General features: G+C 37.8%; 33 protein-coding genes. 31 read left to right on the forward strand and 2 right to left on the reverse strand.

The genetic code is table 11. The annotated features are described in order from the left end of the window. Positions 1–26 precede the first annotated feature (26 nt). Positions 27–500 (reverse strand): DNA cytosine methyltransferase, encoded by a 474-nt coding sequence (locus tag AB5627_RS02515; RefSeq protein WP_368369654.1) that lies wholly within the window; start codon positions 498–500, stop codon positions 27–29. Positions 501–553: 53 nt separating this feature from the next. Beyond that, on the reverse strand, positions 554–820 hold the full coding sequence (locus AB5627_RS02520) for a DUF4314 domain-containing protein (RefSeq protein WP_368369655.1): 267 nt from the start codon (positions 818–820) through the stop codon (positions 554–556). Positions 821–1,269: 449 nt separating this feature from the next. Here AB5627_RS02520 and AB5627_RS02525 point away from each other — a divergent pair, with 449 nt between their 5' ends. From AB5627_RS02525 to AB5627_RS02675, 31 genes are all read left to right on the forward strand, one after another. After that, a complete protein-coding gene (locus AB5627_RS02525) occupies positions 1,270–2,082 on the forward strand; it encodes a replication initiation protein (RefSeq protein ID WP_287209470.1) in 813 nt (270 codons plus the stop codon). A 600-nt stretch (positions 2,083–2,682) separates the two neighbouring features. Then, positions 2,683–3,471 carry a ParA family protein gene (locus AB5627_RS02530; RefSeq protein ID WP_038672587.1) on the forward strand — a complete coding sequence of 263 codons (789 nt, stop codon included), beginning with the start codon at positions 2,683–2,685 and terminating at the stop codon, positions 3,469–3,471. A 4-nt stretch (positions 3,472–3,475) separates the two neighbouring features. Beyond that, complete coding sequence (locus tag AB5627_RS02535) at positions 3,476–4,714, forward strand: ParB/RepB/Spo0J family partition protein (protein ID WP_287612934.1); 1,239 nt, start codon at positions 3,476–3,478, stop codon at positions 4,712–4,714. Between the two features lie 14 nt (positions 4,715–4,728). After that, entirely contained in the window at positions 4,729–4,998 is a 270-nt protein-coding gene (locus AB5627_RS02540) for a hypothetical protein (RefSeq protein WP_022287869.1), read from the forward strand. Then, entirely contained in the window at positions 4,991–5,473 is a 483-nt protein-coding gene (locus AB5627_RS02545; protein WP_022287870.1) for a hypothetical protein, read from the forward strand. Before AB5627_RS02540 ends, AB5627_RS02545 begins: the two co-directional genes overlap by 8 nt. Continuing rightward, positions 5,470–6,075 (forward strand): hypothetical protein, encoded by a 606-nt coding sequence (locus AB5627_RS02550; RefSeq protein ID WP_368369656.1) that lies wholly within the window; start codon positions 5,470–5,472, stop codon positions 6,073–6,075. The genes AB5627_RS02545 and AB5627_RS02550 overlap by 4 nt, the downstream gene beginning before the upstream one ends. Positions 6,076–6,221: 146 nt before the next feature. Further along, positions 6,222–7,169 (forward strand): hypothetical protein, encoded by a 948-nt coding sequence (locus AB5627_RS02555; protein ID WP_051706741.1) that lies wholly within the window; start codon positions 6,222–6,224, stop codon positions 7,167–7,169. 718 nt (positions 7,170–7,887) lie between these two features. Continuing rightward, entirely contained in the window at positions 7,888–8,574 is a 687-nt protein-coding gene (locus AB5627_RS02560) for a hypothetical protein (RefSeq protein ID WP_368369657.1), read from the forward strand. A 212-nt stretch (positions 8,575–8,786) separates the two neighbouring features. Beyond that, on the forward strand, positions 8,787–9,188 hold the full coding sequence (locus tag AB5627_RS02565; protein WP_287216462.1) for a DUF6075 family protein: 402 nt from the start codon (positions 8,787–8,789) through the stop codon (positions 9,186–9,188). A 22-nt stretch (positions 9,189–9,210) separates the two neighbouring features. After that, a complete protein-coding gene (locus AB5627_RS02570; RefSeq protein ID WP_368369658.1) occupies positions 9,211–10,128 on the forward strand; it encodes an exonuclease domain-containing protein in 918 nt (305 codons plus the stop codon). A gap of 49 nt (positions 10,129–10,177) precedes the next feature. Then, the gene (locus tag AB5627_RS02575; RefSeq protein ID WP_368369659.1) at positions 10,178–10,489 is read left to right on the forward strand and encodes a hypothetical protein; all 312 of its coding nucleotides are present in this window, start codon (positions 10,178–10,180) and stop codon (positions 10,487–10,489) included. A 7-nt stretch (positions 10,490–10,496) separates the two neighbouring features. After that, positions 10,497–12,074 (forward strand): exonuclease domain-containing protein, encoded by a 1,578-nt coding sequence (locus AB5627_RS02580; RefSeq protein WP_333635164.1) that lies wholly within the window; start codon positions 10,497–10,499, stop codon positions 12,072–12,074. A 22-nt stretch (positions 12,075–12,096) separates the two neighbouring features. Continuing rightward, positions 12,097–13,866 carry a hypothetical protein gene (locus tag AB5627_RS02585; RefSeq protein ID WP_333635163.1) on the forward strand — a complete coding sequence of 590 codons (1,770 nt, stop codon included), beginning with the start codon at positions 12,097–12,099 and terminating at the stop codon, positions 13,864–13,866. After that, the gene (locus AB5627_RS02590; RefSeq protein ID WP_256321572.1) at positions 13,866–14,090 is read left to right on the forward strand and encodes a hypothetical protein; all 225 of its coding nucleotides are present in this window, start codon (positions 13,866–13,868) and stop codon (positions 14,088–14,090) included. The genes AB5627_RS02585 and AB5627_RS02590 overlap by 1 nt, the downstream gene beginning before the upstream one ends. Continuing rightward, positions 14,090–14,440, forward strand: a complete 351-nt coding sequence (locus tag AB5627_RS02595; protein ID WP_256321573.1) for a hypothetical protein — start codon at positions 14,090–14,092, stop codon at positions 14,438–14,440. Before AB5627_RS02590 ends, AB5627_RS02595 begins: the two co-directional genes overlap by 1 nt. A gap of 111 nt (positions 14,441–14,551) precedes the next feature. Continuing rightward, entirely contained in the window at positions 14,552–15,490 is a 939-nt protein-coding gene (locus AB5627_RS02600) for a hypothetical protein (RefSeq protein ID WP_333635162.1), read from the forward strand. Positions 15,491–15,650: 160 nt separating this feature from the next. Continuing rightward, complete coding sequence (locus tag AB5627_RS02605) at positions 15,651–16,286, forward strand: hypothetical protein (protein ID WP_038672571.1); 636 nt, start codon at positions 15,651–15,653, stop codon at positions 16,284–16,286. Between the two features lie 379 nt (positions 16,287–16,665). After that, entirely contained in the window at positions 16,666–17,568 is a 903-nt protein-coding gene (locus tag AB5627_RS02610) for a hypothetical protein (RefSeq protein ID WP_368369660.1), read from the forward strand. A gap of 123 nt (positions 17,569–17,691) precedes the next feature. Further along, positions 17,692–20,898 carry a SpaA isopeptide-forming pilin-related protein gene (locus tag AB5627_RS02615; protein ID WP_368369661.1) on the forward strand — a complete coding sequence of 1,069 codons (3,207 nt, stop codon included), beginning with the start codon at positions 17,692–17,694 and terminating at the stop codon, positions 20,896–20,898. A gap of 49 nt (positions 20,899–20,947) precedes the next feature. Further along, the gene (locus AB5627_RS02620; RefSeq protein WP_038672338.1) at positions 20,948–21,346 is read left to right on the forward strand and encodes a hypothetical protein; all 399 of its coding nucleotides are present in this window, start codon (positions 20,948–20,950) and stop codon (positions 21,344–21,346) included. Then, positions 21,339–21,647, forward strand: coding sequence for a hypothetical protein (locus AB5627_RS02625; protein WP_038672340.1), 309 nt, complete (start codon positions 21,339–21,341; stop codon positions 21,645–21,647). Before AB5627_RS02620 ends, AB5627_RS02625 begins: the two co-directional genes overlap by 8 nt. Further along, positions 21,644–22,072, forward strand: coding sequence for a hypothetical protein (locus tag AB5627_RS02630; protein ID WP_038672342.1), 429 nt, complete (start codon positions 21,644–21,646; stop codon positions 22,070–22,072). Before AB5627_RS02625 ends, AB5627_RS02630 begins: the two co-directional genes overlap by 4 nt. A gap of 3 nt (positions 22,073–22,075) precedes the next feature. Then, positions 22,076–22,237: a hypothetical protein gene (locus AB5627_RS02635; protein ID WP_181987037.1), complete on the forward strand. Its 162-nt coding sequence runs from the start codon at positions 22,076–22,078 to the stop codon at positions 22,235–22,237. 341 nt (positions 22,238–22,578) lie between these two features. Further along, a complete protein-coding gene (locus AB5627_RS02640; RefSeq protein WP_256321799.1) occupies positions 22,579–23,016 on the forward strand; it encodes a hypothetical protein in 438 nt (145 codons plus the stop codon). Further along, the gene (locus AB5627_RS02645; protein ID WP_256321798.1) at positions 22,976–23,137 is read left to right on the forward strand and encodes a DUF3970 family protein; all 162 of its coding nucleotides are present in this window, start codon (positions 22,976–22,978) and stop codon (positions 23,135–23,137) included. The genes AB5627_RS02640 and AB5627_RS02645 overlap by 41 nt, the downstream gene beginning before the upstream one ends. After that, positions 23,127–23,306 carry a hypothetical protein gene (locus tag AB5627_RS02650; protein WP_256321797.1) on the forward strand — a complete coding sequence of 60 codons (180 nt, stop codon included), beginning with the start codon at positions 23,127–23,129 and terminating at the stop codon, positions 23,304–23,306. The genes AB5627_RS02645 and AB5627_RS02650 overlap by 11 nt, the downstream gene beginning before the upstream one ends. Then, positions 23,299–23,679 carry a hypothetical protein gene (locus AB5627_RS02655; RefSeq protein ID WP_278339928.1) on the forward strand — a complete coding sequence of 127 codons (381 nt, stop codon included), beginning with the start codon at positions 23,299–23,301 and terminating at the stop codon, positions 23,677–23,679. The genes AB5627_RS02650 and AB5627_RS02655 overlap by 8 nt, the downstream gene beginning before the upstream one ends. Before the next feature lie 5 nt (positions 23,680–23,684). Next, entirely contained in the window at positions 23,685–24,416 is a 732-nt protein-coding gene (locus tag AB5627_RS02660; RefSeq protein WP_333635013.1) for a hypothetical protein, read from the forward strand. A 5-nt stretch (positions 24,417–24,421) separates the two neighbouring features. Continuing rightward, on the forward strand, positions 24,422–24,640 hold the full coding sequence (locus AB5627_RS02665) for a hypothetical protein (RefSeq protein ID WP_368369662.1): 219 nt from the start codon (positions 24,422–24,424) through the stop codon (positions 24,638–24,640). Positions 24,641–24,712: 72 nt separating this feature from the next. Continuing rightward, entirely contained in the window at positions 24,713–24,910 is a 198-nt protein-coding gene (locus tag AB5627_RS02670) for a hypothetical protein (RefSeq protein ID WP_038672555.1), read from the forward strand. A gap of 149 nt (positions 24,911–25,059) precedes the next feature. Further along, complete coding sequence (locus AB5627_RS02675) at positions 25,060–25,548, forward strand: hypothetical protein (protein ID WP_038672553.1); 489 nt, start codon at positions 25,060–25,062, stop codon at positions 25,546–25,548. Positions 25,549–25,615 lie beyond the last annotated feature (67 nt).

The raw sequence follows: 25,615 nt of genomic DNA on the forward strand, positions 1-25,615 counted from the left end.
CTATGAAATCCGATAATATACACTCTTTATCTGGATTGGGGTACACCAAAATCTGCGCTGTTAAGCACTTCCCATACGACATCGTACCCCAATTCATCCAACGTACTAAGGATGGTCGCAAACGTCCTGCCTTCGTTATGTGATAGCAGTCCGGGAACATTTTCAAGGAGCAGATATTTAGGTTTTTTAATGGCGGCAATCCTGGCGATCTCAAAGAAGAGAGTTCCTCGGGTATCGCTGAATCCTTTCCGTTTTCCAGCGATCGAAAAGCTTTGGCAAGGGAACCCTCCGCATATAAGGTCGAGATCGGGCAGTTCGTTTGGGTCAATTTTTCTTGCGTCATCGTAATACACCTCGCCTTCCGTATCGTACATTGTTTCGTATGCTTTTTTAGCATATCGGTCAATCTCGCAGTACCCGACGCACTCAAAGCCTCCTGCTTTTTCAAGTCCCGAACGGAATCCGCCGATGCCTGCAAAGATATCGAAATACTTTATCATTTATCACGTTCCTTTCTGCAATAAAAAACGGCCAAGCTTTCTTAACTTGACCGTTACATTGACATATTCATTTCTTCTTCCTCAGTTTGTTCCGATTCTTCTCTGATAACGTGAAAATCGTCCACGCCTGGTATAACTCCGAGCGTTCTTCCGTTATCAAAAACGCAATGCACAGTGCCGATGTCATCAACGTGATCGACCCTGCCAAACGTCCCCGACTCAACAGGGAACGGGTCATCATTCATTCTGTCAAGGCAGATGCGAGTTCCTTCGGGATATCTCTGTCGCAGCCTTTCAACGTTTTCTTTATTGTAATACATTTCACATTTCTCCTGTCAAATTTATTTTCTCATCTGTTAATACAGCCTCTGCCACATTAGGATCACCACCTCTCTAAAAAACAAAAAAGCCGATCCTATTGGTTTCTCTGTTTTAAGAGATACCAACAAAATCGGCAGATCCAATAAATTTGTATTGAAAACTTTGTGAAAGTTTTTTCATAAAAAATCGGCAGGCTTAGAGCATAATATACTCAAAGTCTGCCGTTTTGTTTGACGATGTTTAATTGTTGAGGGTTCAGATCCTTTTTTACGAAAAAGCATCTACGGTTTTACACCTGAAATTTTTACCCTCAAAACGCAAAAAAAACTCGTAAATACGAGCTTTTCGAGGTGTGCATCTATTTTATTGCACAAGTATGGTGCGGCAAACGGGACTTGAACACTCAAGTTTTTTGAGGAAATAATCGGCAAAAAAGGGGGAGAAAATCATGGGCAATGCGTTGGTTTTGAATAAGGACTTCAAAATAGTCATGTCAAACAGCATGGTCAAGGGCAAGCAGGATGTGTTGACACTGTGGCAGCATAAGATTTTTCGCTTGCTCATTTCGCAGATAAAGCCCTCAGACAAGGGTCTGGAAACATATACTTGTAAGATAACGGACCTTGCGAAGTATCTTGGAATGAAACCTAAGTCCATGTATGGTGATATTAATGAGCTTACGGATAAGCTTATGCAAGCGTTCATTAAAATCAATACGGGTGGTATTGGAAATCGTGAAAGTTGGCTAAAAATCAACCTCATTTCTTCCTGCTCATGCAACAATGGAATACTTACTATCAGGCTTAACGATGATGTTAAGCCTTTTGTTTTGCAACAAAAAGGCTTTTATACGCAATACGAGATCGGCAGTATCCTGAATTTCAAATCTGTATATGCTATCAGGCTCTATGAGATTTTGCTCTCCGACTTCAAGGCAAGTTTCTTTTCAAGAAATAGGCACAAGTTTGAGTACTCTATTGAACAGCTCAGACAGCTTATGGGCTGTGAGGATAAGCTTTTAAAATTCAGCCAATTCAAGGAGAAGTGCATTGGCAAAGCGATTTTTGAAATAAACAACTCTGATACATCAGAGTTCACGTTGACAGCCAAGTATAACAAGAACGGCAGAGCAGTTAAGGGCGTTTCTTTCATTCTTCTCGGCAGAAGCGAATGTTTTCTGCCGTGTGATGATTACTATAATATCATCAAAACAAGCATAGAATGGAATGAAAGTTGGGATGAACCTGACGCCCCGATTTAAAAACCACCTTTTCCTAACGAGGTGGTTTTTAAAGTTAGGAAAAAGTGGTTCTAAAACATGAAGGTGTGTTGAAAGTTAGGGAAAAGTGGTCGATTGGTTAGGAAAAGGTGGCTTTTCGTTAGGGGAAAGTGGTCTTTACGCAGACAAAAATCAGGTTTTTCTGCTCTGAATTGTTGAAAGTTAGGAAAAAGTGGCTCTAAAACATGAAAGTGTGTTGAAAGTTAGGGAAAAGTGGTCGATTGGTTAGGAAAAGGTGGTTTTTCGTTAGGAAAAGGTGGCTTTTGGTTAGGAAAAAGTGGTCGCTACGTTAGGAAAAAGTGGTTTTTAAACGCTTGAAACAGCGTAGATACGCCATTTGCGACCTCCCTAAGTATATATAAGTAATTAAAGTATTTTAAGTATATAAGTAGCGGATCGATGAAAAAAGCAACATGAAAATTGTCACTAACAGCTTGTCGGTGATGATTTTGATGATGTTTTCATCATCATGGCATAGAACAGGGTAGCTCCCTGACAGGCAGGTTTAGTGTTCTTCATCTGCCTTTTCTATGCTTTTTTAGATTATTGAAGAACACAAGATATCTGAAAGGACGATGTTTCATGAAGAACACAAAAATTATCGCAGTAGCTAATCAGAAGGGTGGAGTCGCAAAGACTACCACAGCCATTAACACAGGTGTTGCACTTGCTATCAGGGGACGCAAGGTCCTGCTTATCGACTTTGACCCGCAGGAGTCACTGTCACAGTTCTTTGGCTGTTATGCGGCTGAAAAGAATATTGCAGGGCTGATGTATAACGTCATCAACAAGCGTGATTGCAATATCTCTGAGTATATCGTACACAATGAAGTCAACAAAATTGACTTCATTCCCTCAGAGCTTAACGCCATGAACAAGCTTGAGAAAGACCTCATTTCGGTAAGGTCTAAGGAAACAGTGCTGAAAAGAGCGTTTGCAAAGGGCAAGGAAATCATAGAGAAATATGACTACGTTATAATCGATTGTCTTGCAAGTCTTAATGTCATGCTTGACAATGCTCTGACTGCCGCAGACCATGTGCTTATTCCTTGTCAGGCTTCGCCTATGTCTTTTGGCGCTTTGCCAAATTTGATACTTCAGGTAAAGGAAATTCAGGAAGAACTGAATGACAGCCTTAGCATTCTTGGAATAGTGACTACGATGTATAGCAGAACTAATATCTGCAAAAATACAAAAGAAATGATCGACAATACCTACGGTGAGTTGGTATTCAAAACATACATAGAGCAAATGTCGGCTGTAGCTGAGTCACCGATGAAAGAAAAAGCTGTGGTGCTGAGTTCGGCACAGCGTAACAGGGTGTCAGCACAGTACAAGGAACTTGCAACAGAAATTGAGGAAAGGGCGTGAGCATATGAAATTTGATAAGATATTAGCAACATCTCAGAGCCGCACCAAAGCTCCGACAGAAGATACTGTTATCGAGGAAAGCAGAATAATCAAAGATAATGCGGAGATACCGCTCACGGATATAGATTTTTATAGCGACAATAATGTTGCACAGCCTTTTAACATTGACGAAGAAGAGCTGAACAGGCTTACAGAGTCTATCAAGAGCATGGGACAGCTTACGCCTGCCACTGTCAGAGAGCTTGACAGTGGCAAGTACGAGTTGCTTTCAGGTCATAAGAGATACATTGCACTCCAGAAACTTGAAAAGAAAACTATCCTTTGCCGTGTTTGTGATTTTAATGACAAAGAAGCATTCAAGGCTGTTTGTCACGCTAACATACAGCGCAAAGGTGAGAAGCCTACAGAGATATGCAATATGTTCAATGGATACAGACAGCGTTTCGGTGAGGATATGTCGGTAACGGAAATGTCAACTTTTTTTGGTGTTTCCCCAAAAACGTTATATCGTTGTATCCATATCAATAATCTTATTGACGAGCTTAAGCCGTTGGTCGATACTGGTATGCTGTCGATACACGCTGTTGAGATAATAGACGCTCTGAATGATGAACAGCAGAAAGTGCTTTTTGGCTATCTAAAAAAGGTAGAAAAAGCTTTGACACCAAAGGCGGCAAAACAGGTCATTGAGCTTGCGGACCAAAACAAAGACTTTACAGTTGATGATATCGACAAGGCTCTTAATCCGCCAAAGATTAAAAAGGTCTATAAAAGCTCTGTTTATAACACAATACACAGTGTTGATCCGTTGCTCATTCAAGGAATGAGTGAGCAAGAGTTGGACGAGCTTATATATAAGTTATTAAAACAGCATATGACCGAACAGCAGGAGGGCGGTAACGAAGTTGCTAAGCCTGTTAGGTGGGACGGCAAATCAATGCAAGTAGAGGTCGATACTGCTGTGATAAGAATATCGAGAAAGTATGATATCAGACGTATGCTTGAAAGAAATGTATCGGCATTTGACATTGCTACACAGTTGAGAAATCATTGCATTAATATGTCTTATGGAACACCTGACGGAGAGTACACCATCTTCTGCGGTGATACAATGCTGATTAAATTCACCAATCGTATACTCAATGCCAATGGTGCAACAAGACTGGAACTGACATGGCGTCAGGTAGCCGATGAACTTATAAAACTCACAGAATTGTCCATGGACAATCTGAAATCTGAATAAGGGAGATTTAAATCATGAAGAACGAATTTAATTTTGCAGACAATATCGACAAAACAAAGATAACTCTGATAAGGCACTACATGGCGGAAAAGGGCATGGACAGTGCAGACTTTGACGAACAGCTCGCAAAAGAAATCAACGAAGCTGTTGAGGTCATGTATAGAAAATACGTCCCTAGAGCTGTACGAGAGCTGTTTGCTCAGGAAAGCTTTACGCTGAAAAAAACAGTCGCTCCTGCGGTCAAGAGTGAAGATAGCAGAAAGGAAGTTGAGAACAATGGCTGAACATCATCTCGGAGCAATAGATTTTGAACTTTCTAAGTTCAAGAACAAGTCAAGAATAGAGGGCTACAGAGCCGCATACTTCAAGGACGATGAACATCATAGTGGCTCTATGACGTTCGTTTTTCGTGGACCTTTAGAGCCTGTTGTCTATGCAAGATATCCATATGAGGAAGAAATGATGTTTGAGGTCGGCTATATTGGTTTTATCAATGATGAGATATCTTTCAGACCATATAAGAAGTTGCCGTATGTCGGACGCTATACGGCTGAAAAGGTGACAGAAATGATGAATGAGGACAGCTTTAAGCCTGATCCAAATGAGCTTGGCAGAGTGAGATGTTTTATTCACAAGCAAAAAGAAGTGCTTGCATGGGCGCATGAACTTGGATATACTTGTTCATTCTCTAACGTTGAATATGTCACTGATGTTGACGGAAAGTCAATTCCTACGATATATTCAAGGATAAGACGATGAAAGTCGCTGAGTTGTATCAAGGCTATAACGGAGAATTTTTTGAAATTCTATCTTTTTCAGATAATGCCGCCTGCATTATATCGGCTAACACTGGCGTTTACTCTGCGGTGGCTAAGCCTTTCATAGACAACTACACAATAGATTGGCGTTTCAAATACGATTTTAAAACACAGGAAAAAGCAGTTAAGGCTACAAAGGAGCTTAGGCAAATGTATTTCAATTTTGAAGATAAAAACAGAGTAATGTCGATATCACAAGATATTGACAGTTGTATTGCAAGAAATGCAGACGGCTATCATTATGACCTTGACAGTGCATATGATGAGCTGATAGAGAGTAACACGGCATTCGATATTGCCTGCACAATGGCACTCGTTGTCAAGCAACATAATCAGGTCGGACGTGATATGAGATATCACAGTGATGTTGTCGAGTGGGCTAATGATTTTCTGCAAAACAATGATATAGATTTTGAGCAGTTCAAAATTCTGCCACTGTGTCATAGCCATGCTATAGTGCTTAATGGCTTTGCAGAAATGGTAAAGGAGAGGTCTGAAAATAACGGACTGAGCATGACAATAAATAGCGGAATGTCATTGTGATAGTTTTTTGTCCGTGGACAAAATAAAGGTGTTTAATGAGTGTTTTTTTAATGCACAGTCAATGAAAAATGCCCTTTTTTATTGACTTTATCATAAAAATCTGATAAAATAAAGATGAAAACAAATGTATCACAGAAAGGACGCGTATGTTAAAATCCGAAAAAGCCAAGCTATATGACGCAAAGGCGAAACAGTTGCTTTCAAGAAAAGATGTATTTGCAAACATTCTCAAGTACGCAGTAAGAGAGTTCAAAGACTGTACCCTTGACGAGATAATCGCTTGCCTTGATGGTGAGCCTGAGATTGGCAACGTTCCTGTTGATGACAGCCCTGAGCTGATAGACGCAGCAGGCAGTGAGTCCGTTTCGGAAAATGACGGCATACGTAGCTTTGACATCAAGTACAAGGTCAAGCTTCCGAACAGCAACGAGCAAGCCGAGCTGATAGTCAATCTCGAGTCACAGAACAAATACCACAATGGGTATACACTGGAGAAACGAGGTATATACTATCTTAGCCGCCTTATTTCATCACAGTACAACGTTGAGTTTGCAAATTCAAATTTTGATGATATGAAAAAGGTGTATTCCATTTGGATATGCACCCACGCTCCAAAAGCATTGGAGAACACTATCACAGAATACAGTTTTCAGCCGACTGCTATAGTTGGAAATGGTGCTGTAGACAATAAAAAATACGATATGATGTCCCTTGTAATGATAAATCTGGGAAAGTCAGATAAGAATTACAGCGGATTGATAGAAATGCTTAACCTGCTTACGAATATGAGAAGAGTATCAGTGGAAAAAGCAATGGATATTCTCGAAAAGAATTATGGAGTCAAGTTTAAAAACAGACTGAAGGAGGTCGATGATATGTGCAATTTAAGTCAGGGCTTTTATGATGACGGCAAAGCTGAGGGCAGAGCTGAGGGCATAATTGAAGGCAGAGCTGAGGGCGAAGCCAAGGGCTTAATAAATGCCGCCAAAGAACTTGGCGCAAGTTATGAAAAAACACTTGATATGGTAGTTGATAAGCTGCACATATCACATGAGGACGGCAAGAAATACATGGATATGTATTGGAATGCGTAATGCTGACTATAGCGTAGTTCAGAAACTGAGGTCGATGATATGTGCAATTTAAGTCAGGGCTTTTATGACGAGGGCGAAGCTGAGAAGTAATTTTGTCCGTGGACAAAAATCGAATACAAACGTAAGGACACTTGAAGTTTCAGGTGTCCTTTTTTGTTGACAAAAGTCACTTTAAATGATAAAATGGGAGAATGAGGAATGATTGGTTGTATTATATTCATAATAATATTCTTAGTTGGAATTTTATACACAGTGAAAAATAAGAACAAAAAGAATGAGTTAATGGTATCGTTATATGATATACTCTGCTTATTGACGGTGTATATAATGTCAACAGAATCGACACGTTTACTTTTTCCACGATTGATAGTTATTTGGCTAATGGCAATATATATTATAATTCGTGAAAAATATTACAGTCCATTGTCGCAAAAATGGAAAGTAATTTTTGTATGTGCAACAATCATTCTTCTAATAATTCTATGTTGGAAGTGGACACGTGAGTTTATTTAAATTCTTGTTTAATTGCAGGCTAAAGTTTCGACGTTTTTTATACCAAAACAGATACTTGATTGAACGAATGTATAGCACAGCATGGTTTTTGATGTTTTTTAACATTATATTAACTTTAATTATTCGGAATGGATTTTCTGAAGCAATGCTAGTAATAATATCAATATGTTTTTTTCTGATTGATTTTATAAGGTCACTAAATAAAATGACGACATCATTACGTTCATTTTTATTAGATAGTGTCTTTTTAGAGCTTATATCGGTAGCCGTACTTTTTGATGTCTTTAACAAAATTGCACATTTAGGAAATAATTCATATGATTTCATCATACAATATGTATTGATAGTATTAGCAATAACCATTTCATGGTCAATTGTCAGTTGCATGGCTAACAACAAAGTTGCTACATTAGCAAATATTATATTATCTACTGCGATTGGATTGATGATATACATTAAGGACGCTATTTTTGATGTTCTACCTGATAGCCTGTTTCAAAAATATGATTCTTCCGATTTTTTGATATCGATTGGCTACACACCAAAAGGAATAGTGCAGGCAGCATTAAATTACGCATTCTTACCATTCCTAATAAGTAATATAATTGCTGCTCTTATTTGTGAAATAAAAGGATATTGGATTGATAAATACAATGACGGCAAAGATATTACGATGGAAATGATAAAAGAGGATATAAATGAGAAAGAAGTACATAGCTCGAATGAATCCGTAGAAAAGTCAAGCGAGAAACTGGAACAAACTCAAGCTAATATAAAAATGCAGATGAATATAATCGACAACCTTTTAGCAAGAGGGTTTAAGCTATCTGAAGCTTTGGAGCTTGCAGAACTTGACGAGGAAACATATAACAAGTTCAAAGCTGAAAAATGATCTTGTCTGAGGGCAGAAAAAAATCGAATATAAACGTAAGGACACTTGAAATCTCAGGTGTCCTTTTTTTATGGTAAAAGGAGTGATTAGACAATGGAAAGAATATTTTACATTTCACTGGGTGCAGCTCTTTGTATAACAGGAATTTGAGGAATAATCAGAGAATTTATTCCTGAAAAATACAGACTTTTCAAGAAAGGCAGGAAAAAATAATGATATTCTATGATGAAGAACACGAGGAACTGTTTAATAAGTTGTGCAAGAAAATGCCCTATTTAGACGGCTATCACTTGTCACTTGCGTATCTCCTCACGATGGATAACGTGCTTCGTGAACATATAAGCGCACTATATGACGTTAGAAAAGACGTGATTATTTTTGAGGGCTTGAACAAGCCTTTTCAGACGCATACGAGCAAGAAAACAACACGCTTGGCGTTTAACCTTTGGGACGGATCAGTTTATGATTCGGACCCACCTGAAACATATATCAACGAGGACGATGAGAAAGCATACGTACCAAGTAAGTACTATGCACCAGATAGTATTTTCAACTGCACATATGCGCCGTATTACATTGAAGCGCTCAAGATGAGGTTCGAGATTTTTATGTAAGTAATGAAATGAAGGTAATGATATGAAAGCTAAGAACTATTGTCCTGAATTTGAAGAATACAAAACCATACGTCAGTGGGCGCTCTTAGGACAGTTGCCGAAAAAAGACGCTAAAGGCGTTGAGCTTTGGGCAAATAGGAATTGTCAAACCTCATATGTGTACTATAGCCCTGATGAGGTAGAGCCTGCAACAGAAAAAGAGTTGCAGGATTTTTTTCAGCCTGAGAGGGACAGAAAAAATAAGCTGGCAAGACTTAACCGCAAGTGGCGTAAAGAAGCCGAGGAAAAGAAACGCCAAGAGGAGCAGAAAAAGATTTTTGACGAAGCGGTTGAAGCTGCCTTATTGCCTTATAGAAAATTGATATGGAGATTAACCGAGAAAACAAAAGAGCTTTATCCGAAAAAAGAGTATCCACAGGCAATTGTTATAGACACCGAAACCACAGGACTTGACCCTTTTCATGATGAGCTATTGCAGGTGTCTATCATTGATGAGGAGGGAAACGTTCTTTTCGACAGCTACTTCAAACCAATCAGACACACAGATTGGTGGGAAGCAGAAAGCGTTAATGGCATTTCACCTGAAATGGTAGCGGACGCACCATATATAAACGAGAAAGCCGCTGAACTATATGCGATATTATCGCAGGCACATTGGATAATCGGCTATAACGTTGATTTTGATTTGAGATTTCTCATGGGAAGCGATATCATAACAGATGAGGAGTACAATGCATTTCGTACTGAAGATGTGATGATACAATTTGCTGAAATTTACGGTGAATACAGTGTGTATCATGAAGATTATAAGTGGCAGAAGCTCACAACAGCGGCAGCGTACTATGATTATGATTGGGCTGAGCATGAAGAAGCTCATAACAGCTTGGGTGATTGCTTTGCAACGCTTTTTGTGTATCATAAAATACTTAGCGGAGAATAAAAGATAATTGACACTAATAATGAATAATATGGTAGAAAGGATTGATATAATGCCTAAAGAAATCAAATCGTGGTTAGTCTTATTATTTATTACAATTGTGATGTGTTTGGGAATTTCTGTCATAAACAGCGAATTAAAAAGTATTATAAATTATAGTACTGTTGGCACAATTATAGACAAGGAATACACAAAAAGCACGTTTATAACACATCAACGATACCAGTTTAAAGTTAGTTTCATCGACAACGTGGATGGAAAAGACGAAGAAAGTGTGGAATGGATAGATGTTACACCAACAGAATACGATGAGTATGAAATAGGTGACAAGTATGAGGATAGCTCAAGAGGCAAGAAGGAGTAGTTTAATAATGGAAGAAAACTATATTGTGATTGATACAGAAACAACAGGCTTGAACGCAGCAGAGGACGAGCTTCTTCAGGTGTCTATCATTGATAATGAGGGCGCAGTTCTTTTTGACAGCTACATAAGACCCACTCAGCACACGGAGTGGGCAGAGGCGGAACGTGTTAATCATATCACGCCTGAAATGGTAGCAAATTCACCGACTATAGAAGAGGTCATGCCTGAGATAAATGATATCTTAAAAAGATATGATAAAATCGTTGGGTACAATGTCAGGTTTGACGCAGATTTTCTAAAACACAACGGAGCAAAATTTTTAAACGCAGAATATGCTGACGCAATGAAAATGTTTGCACCGATTTATGGCGAGTGGAATGACCAAAGAGGAAGCTATAAATGGCAGAAACTCACTATAGCGGCAGACTACTATGGCTATGATTGGTCCGAGCATAAAGAAGCACATAACAGCTTGGGTGACTGCTATGCTACGCTATATGTGTATAAGAAGCTCACTACCGACACAATGACTATCGAGCGTGTTATTGACGGCAAGAGAGTCGGTATCGAGCTAACGCCTGCGGAGATATCTCAGGCATACTATATCAAAGAGAGTGACGATAGACGGCAGGATATACTCAACGCTTTGGACGAAATGGATAGTCTGAAAATAGGCAACATTGACCTTTCAAAAGATTTTCTGAAAAACAGTACCACTTTTATTGATGACGTTATCTATCGTTACGAGAAAATGGACGATCACCTTGAGGATTATAACTTGGCTATAGAAGATGTGTTGGATAACGCTGATAAAAACTATGCAAACAAACTTGTATCTCATTACGCTCAAAATATGAGTGCAGCCGATAAAGAGCAGTATATTGAAAGTGCTGAAATGGCTATGGATTGGAATGATACAAACGAGCCTGCAATTTCAAGGCTTGAGTATATGCTTTATACAACGTTAATAACTGAGAGAGATTACGATAAAATAAAACAAGATTGTTTAAAAGTTCCCCAAAACAATACTGGTGAGTACATTGATAAAATGATTAAAACAATGAGAACTGAAGCCAAAGCTTACTTTATTGAAGGAATAGATGAAAATAGAAAGAATGGGGTCGAAATCTCAGACCTTGATAACATTATTTATAAAAAACTTATTGATGAGCGTAGGACAGAACACACAAGAGCGGTTTTAAGTGAGAACTATAAAATATATCAGTTAAAAGATGGAGAAAAATATCATGGAATAAGATTCGAGCCTTACCATATGATAGAAGCGATTGGCATTAATCTTAATAAGACTGATTATGACCTTGTTTATGAGGGGAAGATTTCTGAGATAAAAGGTAACTCTGTCGATGAAAAGCTTGAGAATATATACTCAAAATTCAATAGGTATGAAACAATGCCAGAAGCTTTCATGGGTCATTCGTTGTCTATAAGTGATGTTGTGGAGATAGGAGATACGGCATATTATGTTGATGACATTGGATTTAAGAAGCTATCTCCTTTTTTAGATAATCATGAGCAAAATGAAGTTCTTGATATGACAGGTCAGAACAGAGGTTTAGGAAGATAAAGATAGAAAGAGGGAAATAAATATGACAGAACAGGACGTTCAGAATACATTGCATAGTCTTGACGTTATCAAGCAATTTCTGGCTTCGGGAAAATCATTTTACGAGTTCTTTGAGGAAAATAAGGACAAAGTAATGGCAACGTATACGGATAGCATAGATACGCCGTATTATAGCAGACATATTGACCGTCATTGGCTGTCTGAAAAAATCTACATAGAACGTAGACTTGGCTCTGATACTTTTGGTGATAGAACTGCCAAAACTGAAAACATCGTTTTAGTTAATGTTTACGATCCAAGCAAGGGAAGCATTTTAGATAACACGATAGACGGTATGAGTTGGGAAGAACGTCTGAATTTGCCTATTGAAACCAAAACCATTGGGAAGTATCTTCTTGAAGATTTAAAACCCTCGGAAAGTCTTTTTATACTTTCAGCATATTCAGATTTGTTTGGTGAGGAACACATAAAGAAGGCATATCTCAAAAGCTGTGTTGAAGAAGCTGAAAACGAGTTAGCTGAATTAAGATCATATGAAGATATATCCCCATACGGCGGAGAAGATGTTTCCATTAGCAATTTTGAGTCTTATTTATTGGAAAATCTTGATAATGCTCAGGAAATGGGCTTCGCTAGTGTCGGAGAGGCAGCGTTAAAGTGTGTCGAGCTAGGGTTGATAGACGAAAAACGGAGAAAAAATGTTATTAATGAGATTTATGATAGTGCAGAAAGCATTAAGCAGGACTACGAAAAAGGTTGGTTGTCAAAAGATGATGTAAAATATCTTGCAAAGCGACACGATCCTGTGGTTGATGAGCCAAAGCGAATCGCTGATAGTCTGTTTGAAATTAAAGAAATGTCAAAAAAAAGAGAGAAGTTGTCAGCGGCAGTAAAGTTGTACTCTGCCAAGAGTGAATATTACAAAAATCGCGGCAATCTAAAAGAGTTAAAAACTATTGACGATAGAATTGTGGCGTGCATAGAGGGTAATGATTGTTATTCTAAGCATATTGAAGAAACATATAACAGCGTTTTACCATATCTTTCACATACTAATGGTATTCAGTATTTGAAAACTGAAGATATACCTATTTCCATACATATGAATGGAATAAAAGCGGATTTTGATGAACCTAGAATAACTACGGATGCAAATCACAAAGTTATTTGGGATTGTGTTTTTTATAAAGTAGAGGAACCTTCTGCGGACGTTTCCTCATTATACGAGTCCCATTACTTCAAGGCGGAAGCGTGTGATGAATTGTATAGGCTTATTGGTGAAGAGCCACCAAAAAGGTATGAAGGTATTCAGGCGGTCAAGTTACCACCTGAAATAGCGAAAAAAGTTGATTTAACCTTAAAATTTATCGACACAGAAGATTACGAGTCAAGTGTTAGGGTTATAAGCAAGATTGATGAAATCAAAGGCAGAATTAGTTTTGCTGAGGCTGACATGGAAAATTTAAAAGATATAAAGCCTAATCTTTGGAATAAAATTTTTAGACATTCTGAAGTTAAGAAAAGAGAAATCTCATCAGCCAATCTGAGGAATAACAAGATTGAGTTAGACCAAGTATATGATGAATTGAACGAAATAACTCAGAAAATGATGTGTGAAAACTTTGAAGATTATTCAGAAAATCGCACTACCAAGGAAAGCATAGAAATAGATTGTCCCGAAGAAAAAAGTCTTGACGAAAACATGGACTTTAATCAATTGCCTTCTTTTTTAGATAATGAAGAGCAAGATGAAGTCCTTGACCTCACAAGTAAGTCAGGGAGGTCGCTTTAATGAAACGTGCTGTAAAGCAAATGCTTCCTGTATATGTTCTTTCATTCTTAGCTAATGTTGTATCGGCAATAGTTATATTACGCTATGGTATGTCGTATTCAGGACAGTGGGAGTTTTTTTATAAGAGAGTAATTTTTGTGATTTTTTCAGTTGTGACCTCATTATTGATCTGCGTATGGGGGACACAAAGACTAAAAAAGATAGAAAAAGGAGAGGATAGCTAATGGCAGGCTTTTTGGTTTATATGACCCCAGCTGCATTTATTGTGACTTGGGAGTTAGCTAAATATTTCTTTGGCGACAAACTTATGATTAAGGTGCTTGAAAGTATATCGATATCATTTTATGCACTAGCATTTATATTTGGAATTGTCTTAGCAGCGAATACCTTTGGTAATTTCATGAGTGGCTTTGCTGTAGATAAGCTTAATGTTTCGATAAATATAAACTATAAGCTGATGATATGCATACCTGTATATATAGCATTAGGAATCTTATTTTCAAGGATTGCAAGAAAGATTGCTATCAAGAATGATGAAAAGAATGACGAGGACGATAGAGGTGAAAAGATATGACAGAACAGGACGTTAATAATACATTACATAGTTTTGATGTTATCAAGCAATATCAGGCGTCAGGACAGTCCTTTGAAGATTTTTTTGAAGAAAACAAGGACCTTGTTAAAAATGAGTATTCTCACGAGTTTAAGTTTATCTATTACTCACATTCAACGCACAGAGTATGGCTATACGGAAGAAAGTGATGAAGTATATATCAAAAGGCTTGGCGTTGATGATAGATATGAGTGTTGTACTATTAAGGACGATGACGAGTATATCGCAGGACGTTTGACGCAAAGCGTTTCAAGTGATGATATCATCGACTATCTTAAGCATTATGGTGTAAAAGCCGCAGAATTTCCATTTGTTTATTCTTCTTTTTCAGATAATATCGGTAAGGAGAATTTGAAAAATGCCTACCTTGATACCTGTTCTTGGGAAGTAAAAGAAAGATACAGTGAACAGCAGGATATTCTTGATTTTACACCAATCGATATCGAGCGTAAGACTCGATTTACAATGCTCAAAGAAGAACTTGCCTGCTGTGAACAGGTCGGTTTTGACAGTATTAATCAGGCTCTTTTGGAATGTGCAAAGAAAGATATCTTTAAGGACGAGATTTTAAAATACGCTGTATTTACTGAAAATGAAATTGAGTCCGTAAAAAATGATTTATCACAAGCCGAGATCGAAACAATTAAAAGAAGGGCGGATATGGTCAGCATTGCCAAAGAACTTATCAATGAATTTACAGTAATCGAATTTGAAAATGACGCAGATTTTTCTGACCTTTCTCATATACCGATTGCCTATACTACTGATGAGATACTTGAATTTCCAATCAATGTTTTTGTTGATCTCGAAAAAATGAGTTTGGTGAAGCGGTATGATAATAACAGAGAATTTGACAACGAAAAATATTTTGGAGAAAGTGAAGACAAAATGTATATGATTTTGGGTAATCTTGAATTTGATGAATTAGTGAGCGTTCCTGATTATGTTAGGGAAGAAATTGAAAAAGATAATGCACTTGACATGACAAATAATAGGTCGTTGTCATTGTAATTTTTTTCTCGAGAGTTTTCCCTGAAAACAAGCCTATAAATGTTTTAATCAATTCAAAAATGCACAATATTTGGTGCGAAAGTTTGGCTATTCTGCCGTTGACGTGTTTTCTTGCTGTATGGTATAATATAGGTGTAGAAAACATATGGGAGGTATAACAATGGTAAAAGATTATAAGTATTATAAAAACTTGCCCGAACTTGATGAAGCGAAGATAGAGAGCCTTATCAGACCGAGCAATGAAGTTGATGATTTTATCAAAAAAGGGGAAGAAAAGCTCAATGACCCTGAGTTTGATAAAAAAACAATGCTTCTTTACACCATTGACGAAATAAAAGATTTTGTCGGTGAGGAGTTTTGGTCGGCTACGGAACAGCCACAGCACTTAGCAATGACCGAAGAAGAACGTTGTCTTGAACGAATGAAAGCATACTATGATAAGATTTTCAAAGCATACTATAATCAGCTTGACGGCATGGGTGAGAACCATGATTTCAGTGGCTCAAGAAAAGCTTTTTTACGCACATCGAAAAAATTCCAGATACAATTCAAGAATATGCTTTTTGAGATGAAAGTCAGCGAAGAAGATTTTTGGAAAAGGTTTGACCGCAACTCTGAAAGATACTGGCTGTCACTTTACTATCCACTTCTCCATACGCAGAGAGAACTGCCCTCAGAAGAACCGATAGAAATGCTCAGAACACACTATATGTTCTGGATAAACCATATGATAAAGGAATTTATGGACGATATGTACATCTATTCGCTTAATCTTCAAGCAGGATATTTCAGCTAAATTTGTCCACGGACAAAATGAAAAATTGACACAAAGAAATGATTGTGATATAATCTAGTTTGGAAAAGGTAAACTTAAACGGTAGGCGGTGTCCTCCCACACGGAATGGTCTGAATATTGTCAGCCGAAAGGCTCAGGCAAAATAGGATATTCGGGAGGTGATAGAATGGACTTAGCTTTCTTTGTCTTGACTATCGTGCTGATTATCGCTCTCAACGAGCTGATAAAAAGCATAAAAAAATAACCGCCCCTCTACCAAAGCTGCGGTTATTTTACATAATTTAAGCTGAGGACAACCGTCTATACGGTTTACCTTTTCTATATATAAGTATACATCACTTTAAGATATATGTCAAGTCTAAAAAAGGAGGAAAACCATATGAAGAACACAATGAAAGCCATAGCCGCCTTGATAATCAGTGCGACAATGATAAGCATAACCGCCTGTGGCAACACAGACAACACATCATCAGCCCCTCCAAAGGCAACCACAACGGCTTCAAGCGCAGAAGCTTCGGCAACTACCACAACAGAAGCCACACTGACCTCTCAGAGTGAGGAAACAACTTCCCTTTCGGCTACCACAACGGGAACGTCTGCAAGCACAAGAAGCACAAGCAGCTCTAAATCATCGACTGATCCAAAGAACACCGCAAAGACGAACAGCTCTAAGGCTAGTAATGGCGGCACAGTGAATAATAATCAGAGCTACAGCCACAGCACTTCAAACAATGGCTCAGGCAACAACAGCTACAGCAATGACAATAACAACAGCTATCAGCCACAGCAGACGGAACGTCAGACAGAAAGACAGACAGAACGTCAGACAACGACTACAAGACAGACAACAACGGCAAAGAAAACGCAAGCTCCGAAGCCAAAGCCGACTACAACTACAACTGCTAAACCAAAGTTTAAGCTTACACAGAATGATATAGACAGAGCAAAAAGAGAACTTCAGGCGTATTCAAGAACGTTGTCACATGATTATGTGTATTCATTATATGAGGAATGTGGGTATTCATCACCCGATGACTTCTATGAGCTTGACGAAAGTACATCTAACCTTGATAATTCTTCATGGGGTACGCCCGATACAGTTTCACCTGATACATACTCATCATATGATGAATTGTACCAAAAGGTACGAGGACACATTGACGTTTTATATAAGCGTATAAAATATGACTCACACGTTGTAGTATACGTTGAATGGCATGGTGACGGATCAGCTATCAATAGTGACGGCAAGCCTGCATGGGAAATATACCTCCTTTACTGATATAAATAAAACTGAATAGAGTTTAAAAGCAATTCGATTTTCTTTCGGATTGCTTTTTTTATTGCGGAAATTCAAGTCCTATGGGCTTTTTAGATAGATAAAAAATTTTTAGGAGGAAAACAAATGAAAAAGAAAAGTCTTTTCAAACGTCTGAGCAGTGTTGCACTTGCATTTCTGCTCAGCTTGTCGGCTCTTACACAAGGCATAACAGCCAGTGCGTTCTCCGACAAAAACCAAGCCACTCAGCAGTGGCTGTCAACATGGAGCTATGATTTCCGTGGCTCAGGTCTGCCAAATGGCTATGATATTGAAACAGGGAAATACAATGACACTCACTTCACTGGATACTTTGCATCAGAAGTGCCGTATTTCACAACATCTGATAACAACTACGCTTACTGCATTAACTTTGATAAGCTGCATAATAGCGGAACAGTTTCAAAGCAGCAGACACTTAATGATTACATGAAAAAAGGTCATATTCCTGATGATATGCAGTATCAGATAAAAGAATTCTGTATTTACAGTTACAAGGGAAAAACTCAGTACGGCTATTCCAAGGACATCGAACTGTGTGCGTCAAGTGTTATGTCACAGGCGGTTTCTGCACGTTTTTTTGATGAAAGCACAACAGGGCTTTCAAGCAATGAAACAAAGCTTCTCAACAGTTATTACTACAATGGCAATAATGCTTCTGCTCATCATCAAGAGTTGGTCGAGTGCTACAAGAAAATGAAATCCGAAATGCTTTCACACTATGATATTCCTAAGGGTACTTCGAAGAAGCATGATATGATTGGAAAGAACGCAACATATCCTGCAAAATATGATGTCAAGACAGGCAAGTGGACAGCCACAGTTAAGCTTGACAGCTCTCTATCACAGTTCAGCGTTTCAAAGCCGAACGCAGTTACTTCTCAGAAGTCAGGCTCACAGATAATTCTCACAGCCGATAATGAGAAAGACTTGAAAAACACTGTCATAACGATAACAAAGACAAAGGGCAAGTATGTTGACCACATTGACGAGTGTTCACCTCTTATCCTTTCGGGCGGCTCAGACGTTCAGGAAATGGTGGTTTCTTGCTACGAGGATAAAGACCCAGTAAAGGCTTATCTGAAAATAACAACACCTATAGGATCAGCTCACATCAACAAAACATTCACAGATTACTTCGGCAACGCTCAGACAGCCACAGCTGATATGTACAAAGCCGTCAAGTTTCAGCTTGCTTGCAAGGTCGGTGACAGCTACAAGTTTGTAAAGGCAACTGGAAAGGACGGAAGCTACAGCTTCACTGACCTCGCTTCACAGGCTACAGACCTTACGCCAAACAATAAGGGTGATATTGATGTAACAGGTCTGCCAGAGGGCGATTATGAGTGGAGAGAAATATCCACGGCAGACGGATATATGATTTCATCAAAGAAAGCTATCACTGTTACCGCTGACAAGACGGCTAAAACGGAGTTCATCAACAAGGCTTCTGCTCCTGACAAGGGCAAGATAACAATTCACAAGCGTGACGCTGAAACAAGAGCTGACCTTGCAGGCGCAAAGTTTGAAGTGGCAGCAGCCGAGGATATCTACGTTGGCAATGGCTATTGTATCTATCCGAAAGGAACAGTTATCGACACCATTACCACAGGCGCAGACGGCATAGCTGAAACAACAAAGGCTATCTACAAGGGCTACAGCTACACTGTGACAGAAATTGAAGCACCAAAGGGCTATTCGATTTCTGATGAGCCAACACAGACTATCAAGCTTGTTGAACAGCAGGCGGAGTTCGTTGTGGATTTTGACAACGAGCAAAACACTATTCCTTTTGAGATAACAAAGACTGACATATCAACAGGTGAGCTTATCCCTGATTGTTCTTTTGAAATTCTTAATGAAAATAAAGAACAGGTCATCACAGGAACTACAGACGAGAACGGCATTGCAAAGTTTCAGCTTGCTATAGGCAAATATTTCTATCGTGAGATTTCAGCACCTGATATTTACGAGATAGACGATACTCCTTATCCGTTTGAAATAACTGAAAACGATGATATCGTCAAGGCTGAAATGACAAACAAGAAGAAAAGTGGCTCTATAAAGGTCACAAAGACAACAACAGGTAATCTCAATATCGAGGGCATTAAGTTCTTTGCAACAGGAATTTCTGATACAAACAAGGACTTGAAGTTTGAAGCGACAACGAATGAAAATGGCGTAGCAATGTTCGATAAGCTTGTTATCGGCAAGTATGTCATCACAGAGGACGGATCAACAGTTCCTGCGGCTTACCTCACTGCTGATGAGCAGGAAGTAACAGTTGAATACAACGAAACAGCAGAGGTTGCGTTCGAGAATATCGAGAAAACAGGCGAGATAAAGGTCACAAAAACCACTGTTGGCAACATCAATGTCAGCGGTATCACATTCAACCTGAGAGGTACATCAGACAGCGGCAGAGATATCGACATTCCTGCGGTAACTGATGAGAACGGCGTTGCGATTTTCAGTGAGATACCAATTGGAACTTATACTATCTATGAAGATGAGAAAACAGTACCAACTGCATATCTTGTCGCTGACCCACAGAACGTGACAGTAACCTATGCTGAAACAAAAGAAGTTCCTATTGAGAACAAGGAAAAGACAGGCTCTATCACAGTTCACAAGACAACTGAGGGTCAGAAGAACATCGAGGGAATAAAATTCTATCTCAGAGGTACATCTGATAGCGGCAGAGCTATTGATATCCCTGCGACAACTGATAAGGACGGCATAGCAAAGTTTGATGGAGTTCCAATCGGAACTTACATGGTTATCGAGGACGAGGAAACAGTACCATACGGCTATCTCGTAGCTGACGAAAAAGAGGTCAAGGTCGAGTATGCTCAGACTATTGATGAAACTATTCTTAATAACGAGCAGACAGGAACAGTTAAGGTACACAAGAAAACTGCTGATATGACTAACGTTGAGGGCATCAGATTTATCCTTTCAGGCATTTCCGATACTGGCAGAGAGATACGCATTGAGGCAACCACTGACAAGGACGGACTTGCGAAGTTTGAGGGCGTTCCAGTTGGTACATACACTATCACCGAGGACGGCAGCACAGTTCCATACGGTTATCTTGTGGCTGACTCCAAACAGGTGACAGTGGCATATGCACAGACTGTTGACACAGATATGGTAAATGAGAAAGCTCCTGATACGCCGAACACAGGCGTAACGGACAATGACTCAGACGGCAGCAAAGCACTGTGCAGCGTGGCTATCATTCTCGCAGGAGCTGCTATCGTGATGTTCAGCCGAAAGCGAAAAGAAAGATAATTGATGCTGTCTGAAAAAAGACAGTAAAAAGGGGATCAATTTATCATACATGAAGAAAGCCCCTGCAACTGGGCAGGGGCTTGGGAGGACGGGAATGAATAATGTGAATATCGATTTTAATTTCAAGTATCCAGGCAAAAAAGAAAGAGTAATCTATACAGTAACATCTATTTTAAAAGATGAAATTCGATTGTTTGGCAAAAGTATCATTTCAGCTATTCTAGTATGTGTTTGTTTTGAGAACGGATGGATCTTACCGCAAGAACACTGTGGTAACGATGATTTTATGATAGTTATGTTTTCAATTTTCTACTTTATGCAGTGTGCTATATTGATAAATATATTCTCGAAAAAATACACATATGAGGGAAACATTATAGCCAAGTTTCATAATGGGGAAATCACTTATAGCGGAAAAACTAAGATAGGCGGAAATGAAGATGAATAACGAAAATGAACTCCATGATGTAACTTTTAAAATCAGGTATCCTAGTAAAAAGGAAAAAATTATATATGCGGTAAAGTCCATTTTAATAGATGAGTTGACTATTCTTGCTGAAAGTATTGCTATAGCTGCAATACTTTGCTCTTTCTTTTCAAACGAATGGTCTATACCTCAAAAATACAATGTATTTATAGTACTATTGTACGTTGTATTTTTTGTTTCACAAATATTGATACTTTTAAGGGCTGCATTAACAGGGAGATACACCTTAAAAGAAATAATCATTCGGAGAGTTGAGAAATGAGCATATTTAAAAGATTGGAAAATCACTATAAAAGTAAGAGCTACTTGACATATCATGCGGCTAATGAGCATGAACAACTGCTGTTATTTTATCCAAATTATAAAAGCACAAAGATATACGTCATACATAAAAGTGATGACTCTAAGTGGTTTGACCTTGGTTGCCTTGAAAGAGGCGATGATGAAAAGCTCGGTGTTTCATTTTATGACGGCTGCGATAACAATTTTAATAAAATGATAGCGAAAATGAAAGGCGTAGATAAGGCAGCTGAGGACTATAGGTTTACAATCTTTTATGACCCCGACACGGATACTTATTGGGTAGACAATTCATTAGAGCTGTTTTTTGAAAATCAAGAAGATGTTATCGCCAGATATTTAAAAGAAAATGGATATCAGTTAATAAGCATGACAGGAGAAAAATAATACATGGAACTTGGGCAAAAAGGAAAAGGACTGACATTTAAACTATATCATGATGTTCCTGAACGCTACAAAGCCACAGCCGCAGATACGGCACGTTTTGAGAAATTTTTAAAAATCATGATAAAAAAAACTACAAAGGCTATTGGCAAAAATTTAACTCGCTAAAAATTCAGACTTTTAAATAGTATAGCATATTTATTTTCAAAGCACAAGCAGTTTAAATAGAAGAAAACGCCTGCAACGGGGCAGGGGAGGTAGAGTAATGTGAACACTCTTTTTTTGATTATATGCTATGTACTTGTAATAGGATCTTGGTCTTTGTTGTGGTCAATATACACTGGTGATCCTTTATATGCTTGGCGAAAACCAATTGAACTTACGAAGAAAATAGCAAAGCGTTTCAAGGTGAAATCATGAATATACTGTATATCTTATTCGTTGTATTTTATTTGTACAATTTTGTCTCCCTATTTAAACTAAGAAAACGTGATAAAAAGGAAATAAAAATGATAAAAGAACAAAAAGTCATAGAATGCATAGCTGACGAGCTGAAAGAAAAAGGGTATAATGTAAGACTATTAAGACGTATTGATGATTGTGCCGCAAGGTACATAATGTTTTACACTGATAAAAGATATTTTGTGACAGAGATATCAGAAACAATTGATTTGAGAGATATGGTACGTGATATACCTGAACTAATGCTAAATGTTGGCGGTCTTGTGTACTGCGGTGGAGTAGTTTCACTTATGTTTCATATCTTTTTAGAATGGACCAAGGATATCACAAACAACATCTGCTCAGAGATTGATGAGAAAAAAGAGCATTATCCACAACTGACAGAGCAAGAGGTCATGACATGGATAAATAATAACAAAATTATAATAATAGGAGCTGATAAGAATGGTAAAAGTACGCATAGAGGGTTTGCCAGAAGAAGTTGAAAAGTTCACAGAACAGCTTGAAAAAGACGGATATGAGTTCTTACAGAAAAGCGAAAACTATCCGAACAGAAATTCAGTTTATATCAGAAAATATGTGGAGATAATGGTTGATGATGAATAATATCATAAAGATTTTCAAAAAGCACCGCAGAAATCACTATAGTGGCATGGGACAGTGTTTTTCATTGATAGAGCAACAGCTCTGTACAGAGAACTTGATAATTCATGACCCTAAGTCTAATGTCATAGCTGTGACAAAGCGAGAAGATTTTGGAGGTAAAAATGAATGAGTATAGATACTTTATAGCAGACGATAACAAAACAGGAACTCTGATTTGCAGTAATGAAATAAAGGGCAAAGATATGCTGCTCCTTGTCGGACACATTATCTATTTGTATAATGCAGCATCTGTTGATGATATCGTAGACAAGCTTGTAACCATGTATGGCTTTAGTGTTATGAAGGAACATATTACAGCTCTTGACCTCAACACTAATCCTGATACGCCTTATACATACTATGACCTTATCGATGAGGGTGGCTATTGTGAAAGTGATGGATATATGTACACCGATATTAACAGAATAAAAAAACTCTTTTCAGGAGAAAAATCCCAGAAGATGTTACGCACTATCGGTCGATTTAATGCTAAGAAAGGATGAGATTCTTGTCAAATTATAGACAATTAAGGTTTGTCATTTCAAGAAATGGTGGCACGGCAAAAACTGTTCTCAAGACTTCATACGATATTGTAAGTTTACCATACTTGCTAACATATGTTATGGGGCAATTCTTTGAGGAATATGCGGACGAAGGCGTTGGTTTTAGCTCAAGCGAGCTTACTGATATGCTTTTGACTATGTATCCAAACGATTTTGCGGTATCAATGGACAATACGGATCTTGTTATTGATGATTTAGAAACATGGGAAAGAAATTGCAGTTCATATGATATCATAAGAACAATAGGAATTTTTAAGCCAAAGAAATTAAATCTTTCTGAAAAGCTATTTTGTAACTTAAAGAAACACTGTAAACAAAATGGGTTTCTTGCTGTGTACGCCGAAACAAACGAAGAAAGCCTGATTATTTTTTACAGACCCAAAAGTAATCAAAGAGTATTCGGAATACGAAGAAACTGTTATTCAAAAAATGGCAATAGCATAGAAATTGGTCTTTTAATAAATGAAAACACATTTTTGTGGTTTAAGACAGCAGCTATCGTTTCCTATAAAAATAATAATTTAAAATCGATATTCAATGATGTGATACAGGAAATAAATAAAATCACTATTGATGAAAAAGCATTGCCACAAGATAAATTTTGTAATCCTTATGTGGCGTGCTTGGAGTATCTAAGCAAATATGGGTATTCAATAAAAACTATAGAATGGGAGTAAAAGCAATGAAAAAACTCAAAAAAAATTTCTTCTCAAAGCTTGCAAAACTACATAAAAGGAATAGTGATAGACCACAGATGTATAACTTGAAGGGAATATCTTCTGACGGAAAAGTTGTGGAGTTCCCGTATATTTCTGCTGATAAATGTGGAGTAATCAATATAAAAGGACTTCCCGTTGGAACATATAAGTTCACCGAAGTTATAAATGACACACAGCAATAATAATCGCAAACACGAGCGTGTGAAGAAATTCATACGCTCTTTTATTATATAAAAATTATGGAGAATATTCAAATGAAAAAGCTAATCAAGCGTAATTTCTACAACATCACTTTTATTATCGCAAATGCAGTCAACTCGATAATTGTTGTCAATAACGAAGCAGATTGGTCAACTCCGTCAGAGTATATTAAGGCAAGAATACTACCGATCATGATACTTCCTGCACTTATGGGATTGATCTTTATATTAGCTGAAAAGAGAAAAGAATAAGGAACTTTTGGAACGTCTGCTGTGATGTTCAGCTGAAAGAAAAAGAAAAGGTAATTGATATTGTCTGAAAAGGCAGTAAAAAGGGGATCAATTAATCTATACATGAAAAAAAGCCCCTGCAACTGGGCAGGGGCTGGGGAGGTAGAGATATGAATAATGAGAAAATAAAAGAAATCGAAGACTTCTCAAAAGGAATGTGGTTAAATTATGGTTGTAAGGTGGCAAAAGAAATACCAAATAGGCAGTTTCTAATGATAAAAACATCACACGCAAATAGTATTTTAAATGGTCTTAGCCTGTCGGGTATTCAATTTTCTGCTAAGTATGATGAAAGAAACCTTATGTTATATTATTCTCTTAATGATAAGATAAAGGTAAAAGAAATACTTAATAAAGCAAAAACTGATACTGCCAATTTTATCGAACAATTACTTTCTGACTATGATTGGGGTTCTAAGGAAAGCTATGCTTCCCTTTTGCCTGAAATAGCTGATATTATGAGTATTTCAACTTCTACATTAGAAAATCATCCTCCTCTTGTACAATTACGGCTTGAAATGGCATATGCACATTTTTGGTTTTCTGATAAAAGAACTATTTATGACGTACTCAGTTCTATCTTGAAAAACTACTTATAAAGTACAAATGTTATAGACAAATCGAGCAAGAGGTCATGACATGGATAAATAATAACAAAATTATAAT

The organism is Ruminococcus sp. RTP21198st1_G1_RTP21198_201120 (genome assembly GCF_040924265.1).
Classification (GTDB): domain Bacteria; phylum Bacillota; class Clostridia; order Oscillospirales; family Ruminococcaceae; genus Hominimerdicola; species Hominimerdicola aceti.